15 protein-coding genes and 1 pseudogene are annotated in these 17,571 nt (G+C 59.5%); 13 read left to right on the top strand and 3 right to left on the bottom strand.

What is annotated here, in order from left to right; translation table 11 throughout:
• Window positions 1-227 precede the first annotated feature (227 nt).
• Together N1032_RS15080 and N1032_RS15075 are read right to left on the bottom strand one after the other, a co-directional pair.
• The gene (locus N1032_RS15080) at window positions 228-533 is read right to left on the bottom strand and encodes an AzlD domain-containing protein (protein ID WP_259540182.1); all 306 of its coding nucleotides are present in this window, start codon (window positions 531-533) and stop codon (window positions 228-230) included.
• Window positions 533-1,231, bottom strand: coding sequence for an AzlC family ABC transporter permease (locus N1032_RS15075; RefSeq protein WP_259539972.1), 699 nt, complete (start codon window positions 1,229-1,231; stop codon window positions 533-535). The genes N1032_RS15080 and N1032_RS15075 overlap by 1 nt, the downstream gene beginning before the upstream one ends.
• Window positions 1,232-1,626: 395 nt before the next feature.
• Between N1032_RS15075 and N1032_RS15070 the strand changes: the two genes are divergently transcribed.
• The 3 genes from N1032_RS15070 (at window position 1,627) to N1032_RS15060 (ending at window position 3,016) form a co-directional block, all read left to right on the top strand.
• The gene (locus N1032_RS15070) at window positions 1,627-1,845 is read left to right on the top strand and encodes a hypothetical protein (RefSeq protein ID WP_259539971.1); all 219 of its coding nucleotides are present in this window, start codon (window positions 1,627-1,629) and stop codon (window positions 1,843-1,845) included.
• A gap of 231 nt (window positions 1,846-2,076) precedes the next feature.
• Window positions 2,077-2,418 carry a ribbon-helix-helix domain-containing protein gene (locus N1032_RS15065; protein ID WP_259539970.1) on the top strand — a complete coding sequence of 114 codons (342 nt, stop codon included), beginning with the start codon at window positions 2,077-2,079 and terminating at the stop codon, window positions 2,416-2,418.
• 133 nt (window positions 2,419-2,551) lie between these two features.
• Window positions 2,552-3,016 (top strand): DUF3846 domain-containing protein, encoded by a 465-nt coding sequence (locus N1032_RS15060; protein ID WP_259539969.1) that lies wholly within the window; start codon window positions 2,552-2,554, stop codon window positions 3,014-3,016.
• 92 nt (window positions 3,017-3,108) lie between these two features.
• Here N1032_RS15060 and N1032_RS15055 read toward each other — a convergent pair whose 3' ends face one another.
• Window positions 3,109-7,254, bottom strand: a complete 4,146-nt coding sequence (locus tag N1032_RS15055) for an NACHT domain-containing protein (protein ID WP_259539968.1) — start codon at window positions 7,252-7,254, stop codon at window positions 3,109-3,111.
• 187 nt (window positions 7,255-7,441) lie between these two features.
• Between N1032_RS15055 and N1032_RS15050 the strand changes: the two genes are divergently transcribed.
• The 10 genes and pseudogenes from N1032_RS15050 to N1032_RS28420 all read left to right on the top strand — a co-directional run.
• Entirely contained in the window at window positions 7,442-7,984 is a 543-nt protein-coding gene (locus tag N1032_RS15050) for a hypothetical protein (RefSeq protein ID WP_259539967.1), read from the top strand.
• A gap of 243 nt (window positions 7,985-8,227) precedes the next feature.
• Window positions 8,228-8,455, top strand: coding sequence for a hypothetical protein (locus N1032_RS15045; RefSeq protein ID WP_259539966.1), 228 nt, complete (start codon window positions 8,228-8,230; stop codon window positions 8,453-8,455).
• 112 nt (window positions 8,456-8,567) lie between these two features.
• The gene (locus tag N1032_RS15040; protein ID WP_259539965.1) at window positions 8,568-9,365 is read left to right on the top strand and encodes a hypothetical protein; all 798 of its coding nucleotides are present in this window, start codon (window positions 8,568-8,570) and stop codon (window positions 9,363-9,365) included.
• 5 nt (window positions 9,366-9,370) lie between these two features.
• Window positions 9,371-10,462 carry a hypothetical protein gene (locus N1032_RS15035; protein WP_259539964.1) on the top strand — a complete coding sequence of 364 codons (1,092 nt, stop codon included), beginning with the start codon at window positions 9,371-9,373 and terminating at the stop codon, window positions 10,460-10,462.
• A complete protein-coding gene (locus N1032_RS15030; RefSeq protein ID WP_259539963.1) occupies window positions 10,459-11,205 on the top strand; it encodes a hypothetical protein in 747 nt (248 codons plus the stop codon). The genes N1032_RS15035 and N1032_RS15030 overlap by 4 nt, the downstream gene beginning before the upstream one ends.
• Window positions 11,206-11,457: 252 nt before the next feature.
• Window positions 11,458-12,024, top strand: coding sequence for an MT-A70 family methyltransferase (locus N1032_RS15025; protein WP_259539962.1), 567 nt, complete (start codon window positions 11,458-11,460; stop codon window positions 12,022-12,024).
• A 15-nt stretch (window positions 12,025-12,039) separates the two neighbouring features.
• Window positions 12,040-12,234 (top strand): hypothetical protein, encoded by a 195-nt coding sequence (locus N1032_RS15020; RefSeq protein WP_259539961.1) that lies wholly within the window; start codon window positions 12,040-12,042, stop codon window positions 12,232-12,234.
• A gap of 1,217 nt (window positions 12,235-13,451) precedes the next feature.
• Entirely contained in the window at window positions 13,452-14,753 is a 1,302-nt protein-coding gene (locus N1032_RS15015; protein ID WP_259539960.1) for a type IV secretory system conjugative DNA transfer family protein, read from the top strand.
• 178 nt (window positions 14,754-14,931) lie between these two features.
• Window positions 14,932-15,750, top strand: coding sequence for a replication-relaxation family protein (locus N1032_RS15010; RefSeq protein WP_310795952.1), 819 nt, complete (start codon window positions 14,932-14,934; stop codon window positions 15,748-15,750).
• A 195-nt stretch (window positions 15,751-15,945) separates the two neighbouring features.
• Window positions 15,946-17,196, top strand: a pseudogene (locus tag N1032_RS28420) (recombinase family protein); the annotation flags it as partial.
• Between the last annotated feature and the right edge of the window lie 375 nt (window positions 17,197-17,571).

Below are 17,571 nucleotides of genomic sequence, written 5' to 3'. Positions count from 1 at the left end.
TGGAAATCGATCACGATCGTTCGCAACTGGTTCACGCGAGCGAGGATGGGACCGGCGAAGGAGTTCACGAACGGCTCCAGCCAGCCCGGCCGGGTGGCACTAGAAAGAAGTTACTGTTGCGGTCCAGCGTGCGGCAGCGCTAGGGGGGGTCTGTTCGTCCGTTATCTGAGACGCATATCGAGAGCTCGCGCGTGATGTCATTCCAGGGCGATTTCGGATGCGACGCGTCAGGTAAATGCGCGAATGGCGGCGGCAACGACGGCTGCCGCGATCACTACAACGGCAAACGGCACACGCAAGGCGTAGAGCACGGCCGCAACCAGCACCGCGGGCAGCCGAGCGTCGATCTGCACGGTCTCACCGGCACCCAAGGTCTGCACCGCGATCAATGCCGCAAGTAGCGCCACCGTGAGCAGGTTGGAAATACGGGCTACGGTCGGGTGCTGCAACGCACGCGGCGGCACCAGATAGCCTGCGACCTTCAGAGCCACGCAGATAATGGATGCGAGGATGATTATCTCCCAAGTACTCATCATTTCGATGTCCTCCTCGCAAAGAGATTCATACTGCCCACCACGATTGCGACAAGCGCCGCAGCGATAACGGGGAGACCCGGCAGGAGTACGGGTGTGAGGCAGGTCGCGACGACGGCTGCCCCCACCGCGACCGCTTGGGTCTGCCGCTCCTTCAACCGCGGCCAAAGGAGTCCTAGGAAGGCCGCCGCCGCCGCCGCATCAAGCCCATACGCACTGACGTCGCCGAGTAGGTCGCCTATTAGCGCACCGATGAGCGTGGTCAGGTTAAAACCTGCATAGATCACGATCCCCGTCACCCAAAAGCCCACGCGCTGCGCTCGGCGCGTCGGCTGCGCCATTGAAACTGCGACCGATTCGTCGATCGTCAGTTGAGCGGCCGCGGCTCGGCGGAAGAAACCGTGACCGATCACTGGTGCCATCCGGATCGAATAGAACACGTTCCGGGTACCAAGCAAAGCCGCGCTTGTGACCGCTGACCCGCCCGCCGCAAGGCCGCCCGACGCCAACACACCAATCAAGGCGAATTGAGATCCGGCGGTGAACATGACGAGGCTGAGGAAACAGGTCTGCCAGACATCAAGCCCGGAAAGGGTGGCCAGCGCACCAAACGAAACACCATAGATCATCGTGGCGAGCCCCACGGCCAGACCGGCACGCCACGCGGTGCGCTCCGGAGCGATGGTCGAGTCGTTCATCGCTGAGACTTCCCAGCGCGACGAGGGCAGCCCAGGGGGATCCAGGGGCTAGGGTCACCTTCCGCTCGCTTGCCTTCGATGGCTGGGAGAAGATCGACAGGTGATTTTGCGGTAGGGGCGAATGATGCAACGCAAATTACCCTCAGCCGTGTGGTTCTTAAGGACACTCTTTTCTGGTTCAAATGGCGCATCGACTGCCAGCCGTTCGGCTGTGTATCGATGAGCCGGGCGGATTGACTTTCCCATTCGCTCAGAGGCACGCGAAAAACGTACTTTCGCCGCGGGTCCAACGGCAGCACGAAGGGGGGCCTGTCAGTCCGTTACCGGATGTTCACCTGGAACCCTGCCGCTCGAAGCTTCGGCAGCGTTTGCGGCCCGGCTTGTATTGTCGAAGTGTGCTCTATATCGCGCGAGGAATCGAGGATGACCACTATTGGGTGGTTCAGAACATCGATAGCGCGTTGACAGGGACTCCGTGGCGAATCGAGCGCGAATGGGACGGATATCGCGTGAGCCACGCAGACGACAGGGCGCTGTCGGCTCTCGCATTTGAACTGGGTGCGATTGCAACACCTGAAGATGCAGTTGACGCCATCCGCGGCGACCTTCTCTGACCGGTTTCGCCTTTCGGTCGGTCCGTTCGCGAAACAGATGGCGGAAGAATTGTCGTATTGACGGCATGAGCCAGCTTCGGTTCTGGCGATCGGCGGATTGACCGCGCACTCAGACCGCGCTTAACTCAGAGCGGCCGTTGAGCGCAGCTCCGGCATCTCCTCGTTGCCATGCGACTTCCACAGGAGAACCAAAAGGTTCGCCGGTCGCACGCAACCGAGGAGGTGGGTCACATGAGTGACCTCATATCGCTACCACCCTCCGGCTTGGATGCCGGCAGCACCATTCGCCCCATGTCCGTTCGCATGACCGACGACCTACGTGCCCAGCTCGATGTGCTCGCACAGGTCAACGACCGCAGCGTCACCGAGGAGGTGAGGCTCGCACTGGAGCGATGGGTTGATCAGAGTAAGTCGGATCAACAGGTTCAGAAGCGCGCCGATGCGGTCCGCGCCGAAATCGAGCGAGACGCGGCCGTCCGACGGACCGCCATCGAATCGATCTTCGGATCAACTCCAGCGGTCGGGGGCCGTCCGGCCCCCGCGGCCCGAGGCAGCAAGAAGGAGGGTGAGTAGCCATCAATGCGGCGGAGCGCTTCCTGAGAACCGTGAGTTCTCGGAAGCCGCTTCGGCGCTGACATCCCTCGCCTTCGTGGGCGTCGTTCTCCCGCTATCCAGCTGGAGATAACCCCCATGAAGGAGTGAAGTCATGCCAATCGGAATCGTGATCCCTCACGACGAATCAAGCGCGATGTACGAGCAGAACTTTGAAGGTCTGAGTTCCTACCAGGCTGCCGTAGGAGGATACATCGAACCCGTTCGACTCGAAGAAGCCAAGCTACTGATCTACGCCAATGAAGAAGGGAAGATCCGGCGACTCCCGGTCAATCGTCGCGCAACGGCGATCTGGTGGCTGCACGATCGAATGTTCCGCGAAGTCGATGAGCTCGTGGGCGACGTGGTCCTTCTGGGTCGAAGTGGCAACGTGCCCAAGGAGCTGGCCGAGCTGGTCTTACGAACGTCCAGGTTTCGCGTCGAGGTCCGGATTGCTGATCGTCTGGGTTGGCATGACATGGAGACGGAACTCAATAGTTACGTCGACGCGGCTTTGTTCGCGCTGCTTGACTTTAGGTCCTCCGACGAAGTGACCGATATCCGAGTCGTCTCAGCCTGAAGGTAGCTAACGACTACATTAACTTGGTGGAGCAATAGGGCAGGTCAACAGACCAACCTATTGCTTCACCTATTTCATTTCCGCCAGCAGCGCTAGACCATCCCACACACTGAGCAGCCCTTGGAATGTTGGACCGTGCGCCGGGACATCCACTCGATACTTGAGCGTCCTGTCACTGGAGCTGGTCGGCGATGACTCAATGCGCGTGTGACCTCCAAACGTGTTTGTTTGTCAGTCCCAGGATGTAGCGCCAACGCTCCTAACGCTTCTCTACAGACCACGACGCTCCTCGCGTCATCGCACATCGACGCGACCAGCTCCTTTCGCCCTGTTGCATCGAGCGAAAGCACCTGTCCGACAAATCGTTCGACCAATTCCTCGCCATCGAGGAGCCGAGCTAATAGATCTATGTACCGCTCATAGCCAGGCACAAGAACATTCGCGAATCCAAGCTTCAAACTCGAAATCGACGCGAAGAACGAATCTTGGACCCGATCGGCCGAACTCTCTGGCACGCAACGCCCGAGCCAATCCCAAAATATGCTCAGCTCATGCACCATAAATAAAGTGGTTGGGCGCATTGTTGGAACAGCCTCCGAAGGAGCCGGCGCCAAGAGATCTAAGACTTCCGACCACCGTTCGACTTGGGGCCGTTCGGTCATTATCGATGATAACTGAGCAACGCGCCACGACTCAACGAACCTGCGCCCCGCCGGAGAGAACAGATCGCACTCGACCGAGAGAACAAAGCGCGCGGGCCCCGCAGCCCTGTGCTCGGCGAACGTCTTAAGTAGGCGTTTAAACTCACCCGACGATGCAGGTTCGTTGCGCAATGCCACAGGGACAAGATCGATGATCCAGCAAAGGACTTTCGGATCTGTTTCAGCCTCGGCAAGAGCGGTGACTTCGCTCGAAGCGACTGAAATTAATCCCGTCCCAACAAGGAGTACCAAGTTCTCTGCCGCAGCGGCACGCACTACGATGTTCGACTTCACGAAATCGTCCATCAAGTTGATCTTGATTCGGGCGGCCCGAGCTTGCAGCTCTGCCATCAGTTTAGTGGGCCGAGAATCGTTAACCTCGGTGCTACCCGCCTGCAGTTTTCTGAGAATTGACCGTCCGGTACCGATCTCGACGGACCGCGCAATCGCATGGACGATCTGGTCTTGCGTTCGCCCGGAGGTTGCTTGCAAAAGGTCAAGCAATCCGTCTACGGATGGCAGATATAACTCACCATTCGCAATTAGCTCAAGGGCGCTTAGCGCACCAGGCACACCTACAGCTACCGCTTCGGGAAGATAGGAAAGCAGTCCGGTTTCTAACCATGGCTCGGGGATATCGCGCGCTTGGTCCGGCACTGCGTCTAGAAAGAAGGACACGGCGGCTGATCTGATCGTGTACTCGTCGCGCCAGGTAACGAACGCCTGATTTGCGTAAGCCGTCGCAATCATTCCCTGGACCACACGCCTGTGGAAGTTCCCACCACTCTGCTCGCCGAGCTCCCACAGCACTCGGAAGATCGAGTCTCGCTCGTCCGTGGGAGCCGGAAAGAATAAGTGAAAATTAGCGTCAACGAACTCTCGCGCATAATCACGCCACAGAGGATCCGAAAGGGCGAGAAGGACGATGGCTCGCTGTAGCTGGTCTACTTTTCGACCCGGCGCCTTGCGCGTGGAAACCTCGATCGACGCGGTCCCGGGCGTAGCGAGAGACAGCCAGACCCGTGGCACGACCTGGGCGGCAGAAAACGGAAGATCCCCTGGGCCGTCAGTAATCACCCTCATCCAATGCCTAAGCACGCCAATTCCCAGAATCGAGTAGTTCCGACGAATCAATTCAGCTCGATGCTCCCAGGGGTCGTCGGTCATGTGACGATCTATTTTTTCGCCGTCCGCTCCGGCATCTACCCACTCGTGTACTACGCCGCGAAACCAGGTCGGACTTGCGTCGGCCAGTCGAGACAACAGCCCTTGCCACGCTGATCCCCCTACGAACTTGTCACCGCCTGGTCGAATGTAGACATCAACTTCCGGGCGCGCCATCAGCTTCAGTACTTCAGACGACTCGCTTGCCGCCCAGGTGCTGAGGAGCTCGCATAGTTCAGTGGATATGTGTTGTCGATCTGAAAAGTAGGTATCGTCACGCGAGAGGATCTCTCGAAGTAGGGCCGAAACTACGGCTGGTCCTATCTGGGCCATCCCAAGCCGCGCGCCGGCGTCTTGACGTTGGCGTCTATCGCCTAGTCGCAGAACGTTCAGAGGATCATCTTGCAAGAGCTCTGGCCTCGCTACCCAGAGCGCGACGAGGCTCGACTGGGCGGCTTGCCCCTCAGCCTCCAACAACCTGTCAACGACATCGGCCAGAATCGGATTCCGACGGTCCTCTTCATAGAGGATCAGAAACATCGCTTCGAAAACCGAGTTCTGCAAACTTCGAGCCGAGGCGGCGCAGACTAATTTTGCGACCCCAGCAATCTCGTCTCGACCTCGGGCGAGAATGGCCCCTGCGGCCACGTACTCCAAGAAGCTCTGATGAAAAAAACCTACTCGCCTGGAGCTGCCCAGTTGCAGAATACCTCGGCTTACGAGATCTTGCAGCCCCGCTTTCGCGCGGTCCTCTCCTCCGGCTTTGGTCGCGACGTGACGCACTAGCGCATCAAAATTCATGTCGGTCCTGTCGTGTGACAACATCACGATTGCAACTGAATTGGCAAGCTCGGCGAGGTTTGCGCTCGAGCTCGTCCGAGGCCAATGTGCGCGACGATCAGACTCGACTCGCAACTGCCAGAGAATCCGGAAGACCTCAACCTCGCCTTTCTTGAAAGAGAGATCCTTCGCACCGGGACCATCCATTAGGTCGCGGATCAGTGAGTAGTTCAGAGGCAGGCGCCAGAAGGTTCGTGGAGATAGCTCATTGAATATGAGGGAAGCGAGGCGTCCCCCAACACCACCCGCAATTGCCAGCTGTTCAACCTCCTGGTCATCGAATGGACCCAGTTCTACTCGTTCTCGGCCATCGATGGTGAACGCCCCAACGGCGTCAGGCCGGCAGCTGAGAATAATGTGACCCTGGCACTCGATTACCCGTTCGATTAGAACCGAGAGATCACTGCGCACCTCGTCGATGTGAACTACGGCGTCAGCTGCATCTATCAAGACGACGATCTTCCGTCGATTGGCAGCGTCTTCGATGCCGCGGATGAGATCATCGAATTGCACGATCGGTGAGGAGCCGTCGCTTGCGAGAAGACTCGACGCAGGTATAAAGAAGCACGCGGAACCGTGCTCTGTTTCCCTCGAGTAAGTCGACCACAACAGACTGCTCTTGCCCGCTCCTGAAGGACCCGAAACTAGCAACCAACCGGGTTTTGAGTCACGCGCGAGATATCGTCGCAACGTCTCCTCTGCGGTGCGACCTACGATCGCTCGAGACTCAGTCGTATGCGACGCTGATCCGTCATCAACCCAGTTGATTCGAGGATCAATGTCGTTGGCGAACTGTTTTGACAACTTCAATAACCTTTGCGCGATCCCGTTTCCAGACGGAAAATGGTCGCTGCTCCTCTCGGAACCAGCCAATTCCGGCGCGTAGAGTTCGAGGAATTGTAGACGAATCTGAGAGCTCTCCGGGCGAAGAAGGGCACTGATCGCGCTTGATAGTTCCAGAGCGCACCTGTTGCGCAGGCTTGAAAAGCCACCTGGCCCTCGAGTCTCTCGAGAACTGGAGCCGAGTGCGCGCGCGTAGCGCGTCATCGCCCAACTCCTTCGCGCCCTAGCTGAGTGGAGCAGCGCCTGCTTATCTTGAGTTGGAAGGTCCTCCACGATTTGAGTAATCAGGTTGAGGTCACTGGAACCCACGCCGCGAGTGACAGGGCTTTCGCGCGGCTCGTCGTCAGGTCGTCCGTCGCCCATTGGATCGTTTCGCTTGAGGTAAAGATAACCGCGAATGCATTCTCGTACCGCACGATCTTTCGATCTCTGGATATCGGTTGAATGCGGAGCTGACTTGGCGTCAGCCGCGTCGAGTGAAAATGCAATCAGGTGGCTCAGTTTGAAGGTCTCAATGGTGCTGAGGGTGCCTCCCGTTAACCTTTCAAATTCCGTGACAACCGCGACACATTCTTTGAGTGCCGCGTCCACAGCGTCATGCATCCGGGGCCGAGCTCCCTGGTTGATCACACCAGCGAAAACGCGCTGAATCTGGAGCTCAACTTCCTTGAGCGGATCGGCGTCAGACATGGGATCGCTCGCATGCATGGGCAACGAGCCTGTCAGTGTAATCACCTTGATTCCAAGCTGATGAAAATTCCACAACGCTCACTTGACCCCTATAAGCAAACAGAATCTCAACACCGAGCTATTTACACTTTGCCGACGATGTGTCGTAATAACGCGGGGATTGGTCTAACCGATACGGAGGCCAATCATGCAATATTCTCATGCTCAAAACGCGGCGCTTCGGTTTTATGAGTTCTACGAGCTTTCTTGGGAACTCATCTGCACCGATCGCGGCACAGAAGTCCCTGGAAAACTAAATCTCTCTGCGGCTTTGGGTGAGCTACCGGAGCATGACGAATTGACGACGGCCAAGCTTGAGTTCCCAACGGACTGGCTGCAGTTTTGGCTATTGTCCGGGCTCGGAAGCAAGCTGACGTTGCGCGACTACTCGGTATACATGCTGTGCGTCGCACTGATCATTGGCGAATGGAACGCTTGGCGAAAGTCCGCCGGATATGCGCCACAGGACGAGTTGTTCCCGTCGACTTGGCGACAAGGCCGTGTCGATCGGATTGGACTCCCGGTGCGTGTCAGTTCACCGCTACGAGATGTGCCCGTCTCTATCACGGCTGAGTTCTACCAGAGTGCACTTCAGCTCAATGACAGAGAGCGCGCAAGCGCGATCGGCGCTCTGCTGCGGTCACCCGAACAATACCGGTTCGGAGACATTACGGGACTCGGAATCTACTAAACGCGAACACTCACAATTCCACCAATCCCCACACGCCCCTCTCGCAGATCGAGAGGGGCACTTTTACGTCGAGAAGCGGATCCGTCATTCAGCCCAGTCACATTTCAGTCAGGTCAGCCAAGCAGCCGGTCACTCCGACAGTCAGGGTCTATTCGGGGCCCGCTCCTGCTCAATAGCGTCGAAGTACCCCTCAACGGGGATCAAATCAACCGACCATCAAGCCCACTAGAGGAGAACCGCCCAATGATCAGCTACCGTCCCGATCCAGCCTTCAATCCGGTCGATAGTCGTTTGAACGAGACCGACCCATACGAGACCGACCCATACGCGACGTTCCTCCAGGCAGACGCCGAAGAACTGCCTTCTCGGCTCCTGCTGCTTCGCCACAAGTTGGCGCTGCAGCGAAACCGTTTGCTCATTCGCGAGGTGCGTGCCGAGTTGGCCGCGATCCACCGCTCGAGAGGGATCTAAGCGGGCGAGAGACCTTTTCGTGTGCGGTGGTGGTTCGGCGGCAACCGAACCACCACCTATCCCGCAGTACCACACATCACTCCTAGCTCTAGCAATCATGAAAGGACGCGAGATGCGTTCAACACTAGTAACCACCATCGCCATGGGCCTCTGCCTTACCGCGGCAACCACCCTCAACGCATGTTCGACCGTTCCACCAGGGGGCAACCTCGCTGAACTCCAGGGGCTGGCGGCCTCGTGCGAGCCGACCCACAAACCGGCGACGTTGGTTCGTGCTGACGGCAGCGCGACTGCACAGTCAGACGCACTCCGCGAGCAATACATCGCGGTTGCTAGAGATAAGGCCTTAGCCGCCGCCATCTGTGGCGGCACCTTCCGCTTCGACATCTTCGGCGCAAGTCTCACGGACTCGATCACCGTCGCGTCCGTCTCCTTCGATCCAATCGGAGCGACGGAGACTGCCCAGCTTCGCTCAGCCGCGAAGCGCGCCCAGGAAGTCGTCGACGCGATCGAGGACGCTTATCCAGATGCCCTGGCGAAGCTGTCCTCCAACGGCACCGACGTCGTTTCCTCGCTTCAGGCTGGGCGCGAGTTCATCGACCAGATCAACGTCAACGGGCCCACGCATTCGCTGAGCTTGGTCCTGCTCACAGATGGTCTTGACAACCATTCGGCACCGCTTGACGACCCGGGGCTGACCACACCGCAGGCACAGTCCTACGTGGGAAGCATCCCGGTACCGGACCTCGCGGGCGCATCCGTGTCGATCTTCGGAGTGGGCAGGGTCTCGGGCACAAGTCAGCTGCCTTCTTCCCATACCGACGCCGTCAGGGCGTTCTATGAAGCCCTTTTGGCCCGCACTGGTGCAACGACGGTGACCATCGCAACCGACTACACGGGTGGACGGTGAGCAGCGTGAACCCCCTCACCAAGATCGCCCAGGTGACCGGGCTGGCGACCACTGACTCGGTCATTGAGCACACAATGGCTGCGGAGCAGATCAGCCTTCAGCGAGTTGACGAGGCGGCAGCAGTGCCCCGTCCCGAATCCGTGTCCAAGACATGGGTCGAGAACGAGTACGACCAGCTAGAAGCCGAGCAGGGACCGCTGTGGGCCGCAGCGGGAATCGAAGCGTCTCGACCCGCGGAACTCGCGGCAGCCGGACTCATGCGGGCAGCCGAGGGAGCAGATCATCTCGCTGCCGGACACGAACAGGTCGTGGACGCCGCGCGCGATCGATACCTCACCACGACCGAAGCGCTATCGCCATTTCGCCGCCGCGCGCACGGCGGCAAGGCACTTCACGTCTGCGCGAAGGGCGCACTGGTACTCGGTGACGCCGTCGGGGTGACACTTCTCGGCATCAACATCGGGGACTACCCCGTGCTGGCAGGGCTCATGTCAATCTCTGCTGCAACTGCCGCCGTGATCTCTGGCCTGATTGGATCCGAGATTCGGGTCCTCCGAGACACACGACGCCGTCAGTTCGACATCGGCCTTCTCACCGACACTCAGAAGCGATTTATGCACCTCTTCAGCGGGACCGACAAGGGCGCCAAGGTCATCAAGGCAGTCGTCGGAGTCTCGACCGCAGCAGGGCTGCTCATCGCCTCAGCGATCTTCGCCGGCAGGGCAGAGCTTGAGGGCGCCATGACAGGCCTCATCTACGGAGGGATCGCCGCCGCGGTTGCGGCCGGCTCCTTCCTCGAGTCATACGCCTACGCCGACGAGATTGCCGACCAGATCGACAACGCAGAGCACGCCTACGAGAAGGAACTCGCTCGACACCAGCGGCTTGCCGGCGCAGGAACGCTACGCGACCAAGCAAAGCGCCTCGCCGAAGCCGAGTCGATCGTCAGAGAGCACGATCAGCGCGGAGAAGCGGCCATGAAGCGAATTCGCTCCCTCATGTACGGGATCCTTCGCCGCTCCCCCGGCGTTGTCGGGCATGGCGCCGCCTCCGAGCCACCCATCGGCCGCATCAACCGCGCAGGAGGCCCCCAGTGAGCGTTCACCTTCAACCAGCTGGCCTTCAATCTGCTGGCATACTTCCAGAGCCAGCGCTCTCGATCGCGCCAAACGAATCGACGATCCATCTAGGTTGGCCGGGTCTCGATCCCATCGATCCCAGCCTCGACGTAATGGTGTTCGACCACTCGGGTTCGGTAACCGGTGTCGGCGGCACCGACCCAATTGGCAACCGATTCAACGAAGCAGCCATGGCCTTGCAGCTGGTGAGTCGCTGGTCGACTACGAAGCGGTCAAAGGCCGCGGTGGTGCACTTTGACCAACCATCAATCGCGGATAGCGGCGTCGTACCGTTGAACGGAAGGCTCGGACGACTGATGAGCTCGCTACGAGTTCCGTTGGGCGCGTACGGGACAAGCGAGCTTTCTCCATCGCTTTTCACAGCGGAGCGGCTTGCGGCTCGTTATGCAGATCACGTTCGGCGTTTGACCATCTTCTCCGACTTCGCGCTCACAGACGCCGACCCCTCAGCGATCTTCAATCGACTCGCTCAGTTCCCTGGGCAGGTTCATGCCGTGGTCTTACGCGCCGCACCGCCGTTCGATCTCGCGGCGGACAACATCAGCATCACGAGAATCAGCCACGACGATCCTCCTGGCGCCCTAGCGGCAGCGCTCCACCGCTCGCTGACGGCAACTCGACGAGGTCGGCGGCTGTCACCTCAACATGAGAGCCGAACGTACCCGTCGATCCCACCACTTTCGCCGGGCAACCCCGCCTAACCAGACCGTCCTGAATGGCGCACGGGGGCGCTCAGTGTGGCAAAAACCACAACGCTCGCACAACGGCCTTCCGCACCGCCAGAAACCCGGCGAGAGCCCCTTTGGGCACCCGTCTGGTCGATCCGCCGATCGAGCCCCACCGCAAACGATCGGCGGATCGACCCACATCTTCACATCGTTTTCACTACGAGTGTTTCCCGGAGCAACTCGCTCCCCACGAAGCGCGGAAACCAGAAGGAGGGACTCCCCCAAATGACCGAAACACACCAACAAGACACCTGGAGGACGATCTTGCTCGACTTTCCATGGCCCGGCCAAGGCGGGGACAAGCACTACAACACAGAACCCCTCGACCGACTCCGCCGCTTCCCATTGAAAGACCTCGTCGACCCCACCGGATGTCACGTCTGGTTCTGGACGACGAATCGATACTTGAAGGAGTCGTACGAGATTCTCGAGGCGGCCGGCCTGACCGTGAGATCACCACTGACATGGGTGAAATTCCGCCTGGGGCTTTCTGGCAGGTACAGCCTCCGCAACTCCACCGAGCATCTCCTCTTCGCCACCAAGGGGAAGCTCGAGCTCGGAAACCACTCGACGCCGACGTGGCTCAACGCGCCTGTAGGCGCACATTCGGATAAGCCAGGGGCGGCATATGAGCTGATCACCGCGATATCTCCGTCACCGCGTCTGGAACTCTTCGCCCGCCAGCACCGTCCTGAATGGGACGACGTATGGGGCGACGAGGTAGAAAGCACCATCACCATCCCCGGATGGCCCGTGCCATCCGACTTCACCAAGGAAGAGGGAACTCGCTGATGAAAGGAATAAGAAATGCCCGAATCGAAACCACCCCTGATCAGCCGGCTGTGGAGCATCGTCTGGCTCGTCATCTTCGGAGTTATCGCGATCTGGCTCCTCAGCCAAGTCCTGGCCGCAGTTTGGGGGTGGTTGCTCCTGGCCGCTGGGCTCATTGGCGCGGTGGTCGTGACCTGCTTCTGGATCCGCTCCCGTCGCGACCGCTGGTAACCGGCGCTCAAGTCGTCCTTCGGACCCCTCCGTTTATCACCTCCGCTCCACTCGAGGTGGTGCCCACCCGATCGCTCCACCGATCGCAAATTTCAGCCTTGACTCAGAAGGCCAGATCGTTCACAAGTAAAGGCAGCACAGATTCAAATGGCGAGTCGAGCAGACCAGGTCTGCTCATCGTGCTGAGGAGAATGCGATGAAAGGTGGGGCAGAAAAGAAGCAGCGACGAGCGACACGGCGTGATCGCCGTGTAGTCGCCTATGGCTCTCGACGACCAACCGTTGACGCGCACAAGCTATCACGAGCCATCCTGGCACTGGGCGAAGCTAAGGCCGAGGCCGACGCACAGGCCGCCCACGACCAACAACGGGCTTTGCCCCCGGAGGGAGGTGACCATGAATAGCGTCGGCCGGATGATCTGGCAACAAGTGCATTGGCCTGTCCCGCTGGAGAGCTCCGTCGCACTTCGCTTCATACGGAGCGTAGCCAGTGATCGGCGCCGCGAAAACATCGTCTTTGAAGCTCGGGCTGCCGACGGCCAGGTAGAGCACTTCGTCGGAACTGAGGCCAGCCAAGTTCGCAGCCTGAGCGATCTCCTAACCAACCTGGTTCCTGGACTCGTTCTCGAAGCTGACACCCAACTCCCGGGCTCCCCCGACAACGTCTCGGTACGTCTGTCCATGAAAGGGAAAGAGCTTCCACTGGTGATCGCGCAACCGGCCGACAGTTCACGCGCCGTTCTCGCTGCGCTGGCGCAAGCCCATTTTAGAGGCGAGCGGATCCGCCTGCAGGTCGTGATTGGGCAGAGCAGAGGAGGTTCGCTGACACTGCGCCCCGCGGATCCGACACAGCCTCTTATGCAGAGGCTGCTGAGAGGAACCCAGCCCGCTAGCGGGGACATCCTGTCTCGGCTTCGAACAAAGCAGAGTGAGCCAAGCCTCCGTCTAGCAGTCCGTGTCGTCGTATGCGCCAACTCCGTAGGACGACGACGTACCCTTCTCCAGGGTCTCCTCGCCGCCTTCCGTACCGTAGAGAGCGCGGGTACGAGGTTGGGGTTTGTCGGTGGCCAAGGTGCGCTCGAGAGGCGCCCTCGAAGCGGATGGATCCCTTTCGCGGTCTCCGAGACGCTCGCGCTCTTGGGGTGGCCACTTGACGCGGTCGAGCTCCCAGGTATGCCCCCGCCCCACCCGAAGCAGTTGTTGCTTCGGGCCTCCAAGATGACCACTGAAAGGACTTTCGCCACAACTACCGCCCCAGGCGCTAAGCGCGACATCGGCCTCTCAGTTGAAGACTCCAAGTTCCATGCCCACATCACCGGCGCAACCGGCGCGGGAAAGTCCAACGTGCTCGAGACTCTCATCCTGGGCTCGATAGACGAGGGGCAAACGGTGATCGTATTGGATGCCAAGAACGATCTTGCTACTGACATCGAATCGGTGCTGCCCCGCGAACACTGGGACAAAGTCGTGGTCCTCGATCCGGGCGCGGAGGGCGAACCTGAACCTGTCGGTCTAAACCCGTTCTCCGTTCCGGGGATCCGGCCCGAACTCGTCGCCGACGGCGTTCTGGCCATCATGAAGGACTTGTTCCCGGATGCGTTCGGGCCGCGGGTGAGCGAGGTCATGCACGCCGCTCTCATCACCCTGGCTCACAGACCAGACTCAACACTGGTTGATCTCCCTCGCTTGCTGACCGACTTCGAATTCCGGCGTGATGCCACGCGTTCGCTTGATCCGTTCCTACAGGAGTACTGGCGCGGCTTCGACTCGTTGAGCGATGCACAGCGCGCTCAAGCGATCGCGCCGGCACTATCACGCGTGAATCAGTTTCTGCTGCGCCCCGGGCTTCGACGCACCCTCGATCAGCCTGATCCTCGCTTCACGCTCTCGGACCTGTTCAACGGCGAGCAGCGAATCCTGCTCGCTCCGATGAATGCCGGCCTGCTCGGTGAATCGAGCGCCGCCCTCGTAGGCGGCATGCTCGTATCGCTTCTCTGGAACCTCACCCTGGCACGTGCATCCCAACCTAAGGAACGGCGTCGCCCGGTCAGCATCTTCATCGATGAGGCGCAGGTCTTCGTGCGATCGAGCGGCGCAGACTTAGCCGATTTCTTGGCTCGCGCGCGTTCGCTCGGCGTCTCAGTCCACGTCGCGCACCAGCATCGGAGTCAGATGAACCGGGAGACTCTCGACGCTCTAGACGCCAATGCCCGGAGCAAGGTGGTGATGGCTCCGAGTCCCGCAGACGCCAAACTACTGGCCGGCGTCATACCTGAGCTCACCGCCGAGGACTTCAAAGCGCTACCGCCATACAACGCCTACGTCGATCTCATGAGCGGGGGCAGGAGTACTGGATGGTTCTCGACCGAGACGCTGCCGCCGCGACCACGCGTGAACGACCCGGCCGAGCTTGTCGCTCACTCTCTGGCGCGCTTCGGCGGAAGCCGAACGACGAGTCGACCGACGGCAACGAGGCCAGTCACTGAAGCACCGATCGGACGACGGAGGCGTCGCTCATGACTCGACGAGACTCCGAAAAGATCCCTCAGAACACTCCGCCGGTCGCCCACCCGATCGGCCCGTCCTCAACCATGCTCAATCCCCCCAAAACCAACGGTCATGCCCCTTCTAGGGATACGACTAACACCCTCTCCAGGGTGTACGTGCCTTCGGTCTCCCGAGCCGGGAGTCCAGTGTCATGAGCACCAGTGGCCGCATGGGATTGACGAGACTTCGGGAACACGCCAACGAGAGAGATCTTGCCATCATTCGCAGCATCCGGGCTTTCAAGTTCCTCACGACCAGGCATGTCTACGAACTTCATTTCGCCCTCCACGCTAGCTACGTCTCAGGCATCCGAGCATGCACTCGAGTACTCACGCGGTTGGAGTCTCACCGATTCATCACGCGCCTCCCGCGCTCGGTCGGCGGCACAGGCGGCGGCTCAACATCCACTGTGTGGAGCGTCGGGCCGGCCGGTGACCGACTGCTTCGATCAGGAAGCCCCGACCAGCCGGCGGGCCGCTCACGAAGCTTCGAGCCGACGCTAATGTTTTTGAGCCACACCCTCGCGATCGCCGATCTCAGGGTTCTTCTCGAGCAACACGCTCGCGCCGGAGAGCTTGAACTTCTCGATGTACAGCCCGAACCACACAACTGGCGAAAGTTCACAGGTCGGAGTGGTCGATTGCTGACGCTCAAACCAGATCTCACGACAGTCTCCGCGATCGGAGATGAGGAGTTGTTTCACTTCTGGGAAGTAGATCTCGGCACAGAACCAATTCATCGGCTGATCGACAAGTGCAGGAGCTACCAGCAGTACTACGACAGCGGCATCGAACAAGCCAAGACAGGTGTCTTCCCTCAAGTGGTGTGGCTGCTCGGCGACGAGAGACGCCGCCAAAGGCTTCGTCAGGCGCTCTCGGCAGACTCTTCAATGCGGAATGACCTATTCCTCATCTCCACTCCGGATCGGCTTTCTGGGGCGCTTTCGTCCGAACCAGCGGCGGCGAACTAGGGGCGAGATGGCGAAATCCGTTGTAAAAACCACACCAACCACGTGCCTCGGGGTCGTTGTCGTGTTAACAACAACGACGACCCAGATTTGGCCAGCTTTACCTCGACTGAACACACCTTCTGAGCTATTTTCAGGAGGCCCATCTGGCCCTCGTTTCAGCCCACGGGCCGCCACTCTAGAAAGGAGGATCTAGTAATGACCCAGTACATAATTCCGCCCACTGCATCGATGACAAGCGACGAAGGACTAGATCCGGGTCCCCAACTTATCGCGCAGTCCCTTGCACCCGAAATTATGGCAGGGGGAATCATCAACAATTCAGTCGCAACAACGACGACCATAGAAGCACCCGAAGCCAGAGAGATACAGATCACTCCCATCGACGGCCTGGAGCATCTCGCAACAGACGCTGTGGTGGAAGGACCGGACACTGAATTTACGGTTGCTCGCGCCGTCGTCTACCTTCGCGTGTCAACAGTGCGACAACTACAGACCGCAGCGGATGTCGACGAGGATGGCAACAGCATCGCCACCCAGCGGGAATGGGTACAGGCCAAGGCTCTCGAGCTTGGCGCTTCAATCGTGGCCGAGTTCGTAGAGCCCGGTCAGTCCGCCCAGACGATCGCCAAACGAGCGGAATTTCGCCGTCTCTTAGAGTACGTAGACCAGCACCCCGAAGTCAGCCACGTCATCATCTATATGCGCTCGCGGGTGTTCCGCAACTTCACCGATGCAGCCGTCACAAAGCGCGAACTGCTCGCAAAAGGTGTTCGCCTTGTCTCCGCCAAAGAGCAGTTCGGTGATGGCTATATGGGCGACGCGATGGAAGCCATTACCGACATCATGAACGAGGTCCAAGTCCGTCAAAGTGGGGAGGACATCGCCGTCAAGATGGCACACAAGGTCGCTCAAGGCGGCAGCGTCGGACGCGCCAAGATCGGCTACCTCAACGCTCGGAAGGACTTCAACGGCAACCTCGTCAACACCATTGAAGTGGACAAGCATCGAGCTCCACTGGTCACATGGGCATTCGAACAATACGCCACCGGCAACTACTCGATTGCGCAGTTGTGTGCTCTTCTCGAAGAGCACGGGCTCACGACCCGTCCATCTAGGCAGCGACCGGCTGCAGCGCTCTCCAAGAGTCGGCTGGCACAGATGCTGCGTGACCCGTATTACACGGGAATCATTCGGTATAAGGGAAAGCTGCACGGCGGTCGCCACCAGCCTCTCATCTCTAAGCAGCTGTTCTTGGAAGTCCAGGCGGTACTCGACCAGCGCCACCGGCAGGGTGACCGAGACCGCACCCACTTCCACTATCTCAAAGGCCTTATCTACTGCGCCGCCTGCAAGGCAGCCGGCCGGAACAGCCGAATGATCTTCACCCAGCACACGGGCAACGGCGGTACATATGAATATTTTGTGTGCACGGGGCGTCAGCGCAATGTGTGCCCGGTTGGCTTCATCCGCGTGGAGTTGGTCGAGGCTGCTGTCGCAGAAAGGATGGCAGCGGAACAGCTAAGTACTCCCGAGGTGGACGAAATCCAAGACCTCATTGCAAGCGCGATCGACGATCTCCTTGAGGCCGATAAAGCAGCGAAAGCGAGTCTTCACAAACAGCTCGACAAGCTGACAGCGCAGGAATCACGCCTGGTCGACCTTGCCGCCGATGGCACGGTTGATATTCCTATCCTCAAACAAAGACTGGAACAGACTCAACTGCAGAGAGGTGCCATAAACGAGAAGTTAGCCCAGACCGAAAAACGGCTAACTTACGGCGCCGAGAAGGCGACCGCTTACCTAGAACTCCTTCGAGACCCC

This window comes from Herbiconiux daphne (assembly GCF_024979295.1).
Classification (GTDB): domain Bacteria; phylum Actinomycetota; class Actinomycetes; order Actinomycetales; family Microbacteriaceae; genus Herbiconiux; species Herbiconiux daphnes.
Note: the sequence above shows the minus strand (reverse complement) of the source record. Positions and strands in the feature narration are given on the sequence as shown.